Origin of the sequence: Noviherbaspirillum denitrificans, from assembly GCF_002211445.1 — a bacterium.
Lineage (GTDB): Bacteria > Pseudomonadota > Gammaproteobacteria > Burkholderiales > Burkholderiaceae_D > Noviherbaspirillum > Noviherbaspirillum denitrificans.
Genome location: NZ_LSTO01000001.1, coordinates 1,918,973 through 1,930,032, shown reverse-complemented (window position 1 = coordinate 1,930,032; position 11,060 = coordinate 1,918,973). Strand labels below are relative to the sequence as shown.

General features: G+C 64.2%; 6 protein-coding genes and 1 tRNA gene. 6 read left to right on the top strand and 1 reads right to left on the bottom strand.

All coding sequences use genetic code 11. The features are described 5' to 3' along the window. Positions 1-427 (top strand): OmpA family protein (locus AYR66_RS09495; RefSeq protein WP_141104197.1); only part of this gene is annotated, 427 nt, incomplete at its 5' end. 70 nt (positions 428-497) lie between these two features. Here the strand turns inward: AYR66_RS09495 and AYR66_RS09490 are convergent. Continuing rightward, complete coding sequence (locus AYR66_RS09490; protein WP_088707294.1) at positions 498-1,361, bottom strand: c-type cytochrome; 864 nt, start codon at positions 1,359-1,361, stop codon at positions 498-500. A 237-nt stretch (positions 1,362-1,598) separates the two neighbouring features. Here AYR66_RS09490 and AYR66_RS09485 point away from each other — a divergent pair. The 5 genes from AYR66_RS09485 (at position 1,599) to AYR66_RS09465 (ending at position 11,053) form a co-directional block, all read left to right on the top strand. Then, a tRNA-Arg gene (locus AYR66_RS09485) sits at positions 1,599-1,674 on the top strand. 166 nt (positions 1,675-1,840) lie between these two features. Beyond that, complete coding sequence (locus AYR66_RS09480; RefSeq protein ID WP_088707293.1) at positions 1,841-4,042, top strand: DUF4214 domain-containing protein; 2,202 nt, start codon at positions 1,841-1,843, stop codon at positions 4,040-4,042. A gap of 168 nt (positions 4,043-4,210) precedes the next feature. Further along, positions 4,211-5,239, top strand: a complete 1,029-nt coding sequence (locus AYR66_RS09475) for an acyltransferase family protein (RefSeq protein ID WP_088707292.1) — start codon at positions 4,211-4,213, stop codon at positions 5,237-5,239. 95 nt (positions 5,240-5,334) lie between these two features. Then, on the top strand, positions 5,335-9,123 hold the full coding sequence (locus AYR66_RS09470; RefSeq protein WP_088707291.1) for a tetratricopeptide repeat protein: 3,789 nt from the start codon (positions 5,335-5,337) through the stop codon (positions 9,121-9,123). A gap of 4 nt (positions 9,124-9,127) precedes the next feature. Beyond that, a complete protein-coding gene (locus AYR66_RS09465) occupies positions 9,128-11,053 on the top strand; it encodes a CHASE2 domain-containing protein (RefSeq protein WP_088707290.1) in 1,926 nt (641 codons plus the stop codon). Positions 11,054-11,060 lie beyond the last annotated feature (7 nt).

Sequence of the window (11,060 nt, the reverse complement as noted above, 5' to 3'; positions counted from 1 at the left end):
CCGCCTCAAGCTCGACATCCCGAGCGACATCTCCTTCGATACGAACCGCAGCAACATCAAGCCGAACTTCCGCCCGATCCTCGACAAGTTCGCCGACGGCCTCAACGCCAATCCCTATGCGCGCGTCAATATCATCGGCCATACCGATAACACCGGCGGCGATGCGATCAACAATCCGCTGTCGGTCAACCGGGCCGCAGAAACGCGCGATTACCTGACGTCGCGCGGCGTCCCTTCCAACCGCATCAGCATCGACGGCCGCGGTTCGCACGAACCGATCGCCGCCAACAACACCGAAGCCAACCGAGCCCGGAATCGCCGCGTCGAAATCTTTGTCGCGGAACAGCAGGCCACCGCACAAGCGCCCCAACCGGGGCAACCGCAGCCGGTCACCAGCCAGCCTGTCTACCCCGCATCGGGACAATAAGTCACCGCGCGGGCATAAAAAAAGCCGACCTCGCGGTCGGCTTTTTTGCTGGATGCTGGATGCTGGCGAATTACTTGGCAGCGGAAACCATGTAATCGACTGCTGCCTTGACTTCGTCGTCGGAAGCAGAGGAACCACCCTTCGGCGGCATCATGCCTGCCTTGCCCTGGAAGCCCTTGATCGCGTGCGTGTACAGGGTGTCGTTGCCTTGCTTGATGCGCGGCGCCCATGCAGCCTTGTCGCCGAACTTCGGCGCACCGGCAACGCCAGCGCCATGGCAAGCCGCGCAGGCTGCTTCAAAGATCTTCTTGCCGTCGGCCTTGGCCGCAGCCGGGGCCGGGGCCGGAGCTGCCGCCGGCGCTGCGGCTGCTGCGGGTGCCGCAGCGGCTGCGGGAGCTGCAGGTGCTGCGGCCGGGGCAGCTGCTGCCTTCGCCGCCGGCTCCTTGAAGTTGCCGCCCGACTTGTTGGCCATGAAGACCACGGCGCGTTCGACTTCGACGTCATCCAGGTCCGGGTTGCCGCCCTTGGCCGGCATAGCATTGAAGCCCTTGAGCGCGCTGCCGACCAGGGCAGCCTGGCCCTTGCCGATGCGTGCCGCCCAGGCGCCGCTGTCGCCAACCTTCGGTGCACCGGCAGCGCCAGTGTCGTGGCAGGCGGCGCACACGGCCTTGTACACGGCGTCGCCGGCTTGCAGCTGCTTGGGCGCATTCGCATCCTTCAGCGTGTAGCCCTCGTCGGCCACCGGACGCAGGCGCGCCGCAACCGCTTCCGAAGTCATGCCATCCGAACCCGCGCCAACCTTGTCGGCGTTGGACACGTACTGCACCAGCAGGACGATCGAGATGATCGGCACCAGAAAGCCGGCAGCCACTGCGGCGACCAGTTGCTTAGGCGTCTTGATCGCGGTTTCGTGTTGGTTGTGTGCGTCGCTCATTTTTCCCTCAAAGCATTTTTTGAAAATCGGTGGGCGGAGGTGCGTTGGGCCGGGGACCTGCGATATTGCGCCGCAATACCTCGCAAAACCCTTGATTATAGTCGGAAAATAAAGCGATTGGTTTGGAAACACCCAGCCACGAAGCGGGTTCCCGGCTATTTCGGATGGACGTTCCCGCGGAAAACCGGTATCCTTCATGCCTCTTCACCGCTGCCCGGTCCCGGGTGGCGTCTCTGTGCGGCTGTAGCTCAGTGGATAGAGTATTGGCCTCCGAAGCCAAGGGTCGTGGGTTCGATCCCCGCCAGCCGCGCCATCAACTTCATTTCCCATTCGCAAAGTCACCACCGCCCCATACACGTCTGAAAAATGTTGACTCAAGTCAATGAAATGTTGACTGTGCTTCAATAGCCTCGTCCTGCAGATTTTTCGTGAAAAAACGATGGCGCGAATCCAGCGTCCATCCACCACTGAGGGCGGGCATGAAACGGAGCACATTGGCGGGAAGCGTCGCCGCAGCATTGCTGTTGGGCGGCTGCGGCGGAAACGGAATCGGGGCCGGCGATACGGCGCTCCTGCAGAAGCGGCTGCTGCCGCAGGCAAACACGGTCAGCGGCACCGTGACCTTCACCGGCAAACGCAGCAGCTACACCGTCTCCAAGACGTCCTCGGGCTACACGGTGACCGACAGCGCCGGCACAAGCACTTCCTACACCGGCGCCCAAGCCTTCAAGTTTTCCGACCTCACCGTCAATCTCGGCATCGGCGAGAAGTCGAAGAGCATCGCCGCGTCCGACCTGAAGACCCTGGTCGAGCTGTACGTTGCCTTCTTCAACCGCGTGCCCGATGCCGACGGTCTCGCCTACTGGATCGACCAGCTCAAGGCAGGCCAGAGCATCGACCAGATCGCGGAAAGCTTTTACTCGGCGGCGGTCCTGTACTCGTCGCTCACCGGCTATTCCTCGTCGATGAGCAACAGCGATTTCGTCAGGGTCATTTACAAGAACGTGCTCGGCCGCAGCGGCAGCAACGCGCCGCCGGACGCCGATGTGCAGTACTGGGCAGGCGAACTGGCTGCCGGACGCTCGACCAAGGGCGGACTGATTCGCACCATGCTCAATTCGGCGCATTCCTTCAGTGGCAACGCCACCTGGGGCTGGGTGCCGCAGCTGCTGGACAACAAGGTCGCGGTGGCCGACCACTTCGCCGTTCAGCAAGGGCTGAACTACAACGCGTCCGAAGACTCGATCACGAAGACGATGGCCATGGCAGCCGCCGTCACTTCGTCCGATACCACCGTCGCGAAGGCCATGACCGGGTTCGACGACAAGGCATTCAACCTGACGCTGCCCGTGATTTCCGGCGTGGCTGCCAAGGGGCCGCTGAACAATGCCACCGTCACTGCCTACTCGCTCAAGGCCGACGGCTCGAAATCCGCCGTGCTCGCGTCCGGCGTGACGGCGTCGGATAATAGCGGCAAGTTCTCGATTCCGCTGCCCGTCGTCCCCACCGGCGCGGTGCAGGTAGAAGTGACCGGCGGCAGTTACGTCAGTCCGTACAGCGGCAAGACGGTGACATCGTCGGGCGCCATTTCGACCATCGTCAGCAGCGTCGCAGGCAGCGGTACCACCGAGGCTTCGGTCAACCCGCTGACCGCCATGTCCGCCAGCCTGGCGAAGACCTACATGGGGCAGGGCAACAACGCGAGCCAGTCGACACAATGGGCGGACCAGGTTGTGCAGTGGCAGTACGGCCTGCAGGCCTCGCCGGCCGTCACGGTACCGAAATTCGAAGCCAGCGCCGTGACCGCAGATCCGAAGGGGGCCCAGCTCGGCCTCGTGCTCACAGCGATCGACACGATGGGCAACAAGCTCGCTCCAAGCGATCCCGATGCGATCAGCACCGCACTCGCGGCCGATTACGCGGACGGCGTTCTCGACGGCAAGGCAGGCAGCACGCCGGTCAAGCTGGCCGGGAATGCCTTGTCCGCCTCGACGCTGCAGACCGAATTCCTCAAGAGCGTGGCGCTGTCCCACTCCGCGCTCGGCGCGGGCCTGCGTCCCGGCTACGTCGACGCGCAATACAGCGCCGGCACTCTCGCGAAGAAGTACGAGTCGCAGGTGGTGCCGGTCTATGTGGCCAAGGAAGTCGCGGCCTACTACACGCCCACCCTGTCGACGCAGATTCCGAATACCGTGAGCTTCGATGCCAGCGCGACCGGCTACTCCTGCAAGTCCGGCGCCGCGCTCACTTTCGACGCCAGCGGAAATGCGCAGTGCAATGGCGGCTCCAGCTACTCCTGCACCAACGGCGCCACGCTGATCACGAGTGCGACCGGACAGCGCTCCTGTTCGGACGGCGCCATTCCGCTCTACACCGGCAAGGAAATCCCGGCCTACACCGCACCGGCCGTCAAGCCGTATTCGGCAACCAGCGTTGGTGCCGTCTCTGCTGACAGGATCGTAGGGGCGCCGGCGACAGGAACACTTCCGGTGTACACAGCCACCACCCTGCATGTCTTCACCGAGGCCGAGCGCGCGGCCATGATGGCCAACGACCAGGCTGCCGGCGACCTCGCGGCATCCAAGGTGAGCGGGATGCAGCTGAACCAGGCGCAGGTCGATGCCTACAAGATGATGAACGATTTGATCATGGTGGCGTACGGGCCGTTTGTGTTTCGGTAATTCCGTAGTCAAGGCCTGACTGTCTCATATCGGGAACATCGGCTCCTCGCCATTGCATTAGGCGGGCGAGGAGCCGAAAAGTCGATTATGCTCGCGCTACTGTTGTTGCAACGGCAACGAGGCCGTGCAATATGCAGATGAACACAGCAGGCTTTCCCGGGATGGAACATGGAGCAGAAGAACGCGGAGCATTTCGATTACCTCGACGGATGGCGCGGCCTGGCAATCTGTTTTCTGCTGATCGGCCATTTCTTCCCCGTCCCCGGAATCAACTTCGGCGCGGTCGGCGTCAATTTCTTCTTCGTACTCTCGGGGCTGTTCATGTCCCGACTCCTGTTCATCAAGCAGGTGCCGCTCACCGTTTTTTACCGGCGCCGCATTTCCAGGATCTTTCCCGCAACGTTTGTCTTCATCGGCGCCATTGTTGCGTTCGCCATTGTTGGCGGCGTTGCAGTGCGCTGGGATGAGACCGCGGCGGCGGCGCTCTTCGTCAACAACTACTTCGCCGGGGAGCCGGGCAAAGCGTTCATGCCGTTCGGGCATATCTGGTCCTTGTCCGTCGAAGAACACAGCTACGTGCTGCTTGCGCTTATCGCGCTCGCTGCGCGGCGCAGCATGCTGAGTCCTGCGTGGACCGTTCTGCTGGTGTCGTCGGGCTGCATCGCCGCGACGTTCTACTATTTCCAGCATCCCGAACTCAATGACCTGAAATGGTTGCGCACGGAAGTGGCCGGATTCGGCATCTTCGTGTCGGCGTTCATCACTATCGTCCTCGACCGGCGCAAGGTGCGGCAAGTGTCATGGCTGCTCTGTCCGCTGCTGATCCTGGCCGGCATCGCGCTTCACTGGTGGTCTGTCCCGGCGCCGGTGAAGCTGATTTTCGGTGTGGGTGCATTTGCGCTGGCGGTGAACCTCCTGCCGGTGGCGCCTGACATCATCAAGCGGATGTTTTCGTTCCGGTGGCTGAGATGGCTCGGTGTCCTGTCCTTTTCGATCTACCTTTGGCAGCAGCCGTTCTATCTGCTGATGCACAGGGCAGGATGGAATTCGCTGCTCGCACTCGGAGCCGCATTGCTGCTTGGTGTGATGTCCTTCTATCTCGTGGAAAGGCCGGTTCGCGAATATTTGAACGCCCGGTGGGGAACAGGCGAGCGCACGCGGGAGCAGATTCGGTTTAAACTTTCTGCAAAGAAATGATAACCAAACAGGCTAGGGCCATACCGTCGGGCTGACATGCCGATCGTTCGCGGCAAACCGGGACCGGGCCTGGACAAGCCTGAAGGGAGAACACCTTGTCCACACTCCGCTGCGCCGCGGCGCTCGCCTGCGCCGTCGCACTGACTGCCCACGCAGACGTCCTCACGCGCAAGCTCGACACCGTCGGCCAGGTCGTCACCAACAAGGGCGACGAACAGCTCAATCCCATTGACCAGCCGGGCTGGCGGCATCTCGAACTCAAGCAGTGGCTGGCCGAAGGCGATAACCTGCGCACCGGCCCCTACGGCGCGATGGGCATCCTGTTCCGCGACGAGACGCAGATCCGCGTCCACGCCAACACCAACCTCCAGATCCGCAACATCGGCCGCCGCACCGACGGCGAAACCCGCCTCGGCCTTGAGCGCGGCGCGGTGTGGATGCGCGCGAAAACTGTTCCCGCCGGGCTCAGCATCGAGACACCTTCCGCCACCGTCTCCGTGCGCGGCACCGACTGGTCGCTGACCGCCGACGAGAACGGCGCAGCGACGCTGACCGTGCTTTCGGGCCAGGTGCGCTTCTTCAACGAGTTCGGCGAGGTGCTGGTCGAACGCGGCGAAACCGCGTATGCGGAAAAGGGTAAGCCGCCCGTCAAGCGCTACATCATCCAGCCCAAGGACCAGGCGCAGTGGCAGGTATCGGCGGGCTGGCTGGACATCATCTCGCTGACCGGCGAAAGCGCCACCGCGCTGCGCAAGCGCAAGGGCGGCGCGGGGACGCCGCTGCAGCGCGCCGCGCAAGCCTATGACTTGATGGAGATGGAGCAGGTGCGCCGCCTGCTGGACGAGGCTCGCGCCGCAGGCGCACCGCCCGCGCGTACCGCGCTGATCGACGCGCTGGTGGCGCTGTACGACGAGCGCCCGGACGATGCAGCCGCGTTCCTGCGCCAGGCCGAACCGCAGGACCGGCGCGAACGGCTGGCGAAAAAACTTGCCGAGTACGGCGTGCTGATCCGCCAGCGCGAATTCGCCGCCGCGGATGCCGCGCTCGACCGGATTGAACAGGAGTTCAGGGATTTCGCCGAAGTCGCGCTGGCGCGGACCTGGCGGCTGTCTTTCCAGGGCCGGCTGGCGGATGCGATTCCGCTGGCCGAAGCGGGCATGCAACGCTTCCCGCAGGACGCGCGCTTCCACATCATGCTCGCGCACCTGCAGATGCTGCTGGGCGATACCGACAAGATGCGCAGCACGCTCGATGCGGCGGAGCAGCTCGATCCGATGCATGCCTACGTCATGCACCTCGATGCGCTGTACCACATCAGCATGCGGCCGGACTTGCAGCGTGCCAGCGAGCGGGTCGAGAAGGCGCTCGCCATCGCGCCCAACGAACCACAACTGTGGAACGACCTCGGCCTCGCCGTGCAGGACCTCGGCGACCACCATCGGGCCGAGCGCGCCTTCCTGCGCGCCATTGAGATCCAGCCTTCCGCACCCGAATTTCACGCCAACCTCGCGCTGCTGTACATCACCGAGGAACGCTTCGACGAAGCCGAGCCGCTGCTGCGCAAGGTCATCGACCTGCACCCCTCGCTCGCCACCGGCTATGAAGGCATGGGCCTGATCGCGCTGGCGCGGGGCAAGAATGAAGAAGCGCTGGACTGGCTGCTGCGCGCCGTGCTGCTCAATCCCGGCCTGTCGGAAGCGCAGACGCTGCTAGCCATCGCTTATCAGCGCGATGAGCGCTTCGACGCCGCCGGCAAGACGCTCGACACGGCCGTTCGCTACGACGTCAACGACCCGGTTCCCTACCTGCTCAAGAGCCTCACCGCGCTGGACCACAGCCAGGCGGGTGAAGCCATTCGCGAGGCGCGCAAGGCGTTCGATACCTACCTGCGCTACGGCGAGGTGACAGTCAACGGCATCCAAAACAGCCAGACGGGCAATTCCGGACTATCCGCCGCGTACAGCAACCTCGGCCTGAACCACTGGGCCGACAGCCTGACCCAGCGCGCGTACAACCCGTACTGGGCGAACAGCCATTTTTCGGTGCAGGCGGAATACGAATCGGACAATGCACGCCTGGGCAGCCTGTTGCAAGGCTTGCTGCTCGACCCGACCGCCATCAGCTATGCGCCGCGCTATACCGAATTCGGCCCGCGCCGTCCGCGCCACGATTTCATCATCGGCGCAGGACTCACCGCGCAGCGCGGCAGTGTCGCGAACAACCAGTCACTGACGTCCATGGGCTTCATGCGCGATGTCGGTCCGCTGCAATCGCTTTCTTACCTGGTGACGGGAACGCGTTCCTACGATCCCGGCGCGCGTGTAAATGCCGACGCGAAGGAAGAAAGCATCAGCGCGGCGCTCGGCGCCATCGTCGACCCGGACACGGGCGTAGTACTGCGGCTGAATGCAACACGCAACAAGGCCGGCATGCCCGGCGGGATTTCCCAGCCGGACCCGGACGACCGCTCCGCCACGATCAACTTCAACGGCCATCTCGGACTGCACAAGCGGCTGGGCTTCCGCGACGAATTGCTGGTCATGGGCTATGCCGCGCGCGAACAGGCCCGGTTCGCCAATCCCGACGCTTACGGCACCACCCTGTCGCCGCTGGACTTGTCGCTGGTCTCGGAATTCGGGCTCGAACAGGCGCGCGCGTTCTACCGCCAGGGTCTGTACGACTGGACCTTTGATCCCAGTGCGCCCATCTATCTGGTCGGCGTGCCGCTACCGGGCTCGACGCAGCTTGCCGACGGGCTGCCGGCAACTGTCGACTTCAACCGCATCCTGCGACGGCACGCGGTCACGGGCGTGAAACAGTTGCAGGTCAAGCGCATGTTCGACGCAGGCGAGGTGCAGGCAGCCATCGGCGCCGAATGGGCATGGGTGCACCAGCGCGTTGCCTCAATCAAAACGAATGCCCAGGTCCTGACCGACGCTTTTCTGGCTTTCCCTGACATGGCGTCGGTCCCCGCCACGCATGCCGGTGCAGTCCTCGGCCCTGATTCCCCGACGGTATTGTTCCCCTTTGGGGTGTCGTCGCTGCGGGCGGAGAACACCGCCACCACCCTCGGCGGCGGCCTCGCCTACGCCAACCTGCGCTGGCCGGTAAGCAAGAACCTGCTGCTTGAATCCGGCCTCAAGATGGAACACGCCGACAACGGCACAACCAGCAGCAACCGCCTTCATCCTCAGGCCGGCCTTGCCTGGACACCGGTGGACCGCCAATGGCTGCGCCTGGCATACCAGAAGCAGGCGCGCCTGCCGCTGACCGGCCCGCTGGCACCGATGGCGACCGTCGGCCTCAGCGTCCCCGACGCCTACGTCAACGGCACCAGCGCGGCGACCCAGCTGCAATGGGACAGCGAGTGGAATGACCGCACCTTCACCTTCCTGCGGCTGGACCGGCAGGCGATCGACGGCTTCGCGATGGCTTCCCCGGACCTGTTCGACGACCTGTCCGCCATCCGCGCCGACATCTACCGTGCCACTGCGGGTGTCAACCTTTGGCTCGGCGAGCGCTGGGGCGTGTCGGCCGCGCTCCGGCAAACGCGCTCACGCAACCGCGATGCGGCGAACGACGGGAAGACGCTGCCCCTGCTGCCCGACCGCACCTTTGCGCTGAACACCACCTGGGTCCATCCCGCGCATGTGCGCCTGAACCTGTCGCAGGTCTATACCGGCGCCGTGCAAGCCGACCTCGCCAATACGTCACAACTACCCGGCTACTGGCTGACGAATGCCACCGTCAACTGGACGCCGGCGCCGAAGAACTGGTCACTGACCTTCACCGTCAACAACCTGTTCGACCGCAAGTATCGGGTCGCGCGCGATTACGCGGGCAGCGGGCGGACCGTGCTGCTGGCGCTCGAATACCGGAGCTGAAGACGTGATCCGCCGCTTCGGGCTTGCCATCCTCGCGTGGGCGATGCTCGGCCTGCTCTCGCTCACGCCTTGGTGGGAACGCATCGAGGAAAACAACTTCGACTGGCTCACCATCCTGTCCTCGCCCGGCACGGCCGGCAGCCCGATCACCATCGTCGGCATCGACGAGCCGAGCTTCGCCGAATTCCAGCACCAGTGGCCGTGGCCGCGCAGCATGCACGCCGAGCTGATCGACCGGCTGAAGGAAGAGGGCGCCAAGGTCATCGCCCTCGATGTCCTTTTCCTCGAACCCTCCACGCCGCAGGCCGATGCCGCGCTCGCCGATGCCATCCGGCGCGCCGGCAACGTCGTGCTGGCGGCGGAGTGGGAGCAGCGCAGCGACGGCTACATCGACCAGCAGCGCGAGATCCTGCCGCTGCGTTCGCTGCTGGATGCCGGCGCGACAACCGGTATTGCCAAGGTGCCGCTGTCGGGCGCCTGCATTCGGCGCTTTCCATCCTTTGACAATGCCTTCGGCCGTACGGTACTGGATGCCGCCGGTATCAGCGTCGACCTCGCGCAACTGCCGCAGCGGCCGATGATTCGTTATGCCGGTCCGGCGAAAAGCTTTTCCTACGTCTCTTATTACCAAGCCCTGAACCCCAGGGAATTCCTGCCACGCGGCTTTTTCAAGGACCGCATCGTGCTGGTCGGCATGTATCTGGACGACGCTCCCCAGCTCGGTGTCGACATGTACTGCACGCCTTATTCCTGGCGCAACCTGCGCCGCATGCCGGGCGTGGAGATCAATGCCAATGTCATCGACGCCGCCATGCAGCGGCGCGTGGCGGCGGAACTCGGCCAGGAGTCGAAGCTGGCGCTGCTGGCCTTGCTCGCACTGGTATCCCTCGCTGCCTTCCGCCAATGGAGCCCGGTGCGTGCGAGCTTGTCGCTGTTGTTGCTTGCGGGAGCCACTGCCGGCGCATCATGGGCCCTGTTCGCCTTCGCCAACCTCTGGTGGCCGGTGTTTGCCCCGCTGGCAGGCATCTTCACGTCCTGGCTGGGCAGTGGCGCAGGTGCCTTCCTGGAAGAGCGGCGCAAACGCGCAGAGGTGCGGCGCGCGTTCGGCCATTACGTGTCGCCGGCGGTCATCGAACAGATGCTGGCGCAGCCCGAGCGCCTGCGCCTCGGCGGCGAGCGGCGCGAGGTGACGCTGCTGTTTTCCGACCTCGCCGGGTTCACCTCGATTTCCGAAAAGCTCGAGCCCGAAGAGGTGGCCGAGATCATGAACTTCTACCTGACCGAGATGGCCGCCATCGTGATCGGCAGCAACGGCACCCTGGACAAGTTCATCGGCGACGCCGTGATGGCGTTCTGGAATGCACCGCTCGACGACCCCGAGCATGCACTCCATGCATGCGAAGCGGCAATGAAGATGCAGCAGGCGATGCAGGCGGTGAACGACGCGCTGCGCAAGAAGGGCGTCGCCGAACTGTCCATGCGCATCGGCGTGCACACCGGCATGGCAGTGGTGGGCAACATGGGATCGACCGACCGTTTCGATTACACCGCCATCGGCGATAGCGTCAACCTGGCGTCGCGACTGGAAGGCGCGAACAAGGTCTACGGCACCGGCATCCTGCTCAGCGGTTCAACTGCGGACGCCTTGCGCGGACGTGTGCCTTTGCGTCGCCTGGATCGGATCAGGCTGAAAGGCAAGAGCGAAGCAGTGGATGTTTGGACGCCCGGCACGGCTCCGGAAGGAAATGACGAAGCAATTGCCGCGTGGCAGTCGCACAACTGGGACGAATCGGAACGATTGTGGAAGGAAATCAGGGCGGCCAACCCTGCTGATGTACTGGCGCCCCTGTATCTGGAGCGCACCGCGGCGGCAACGCTGCGGCCGCCGGAAGCCGACTGGGATGGGGTCGTTACGCTGGATGCGAAATGACCCGCAC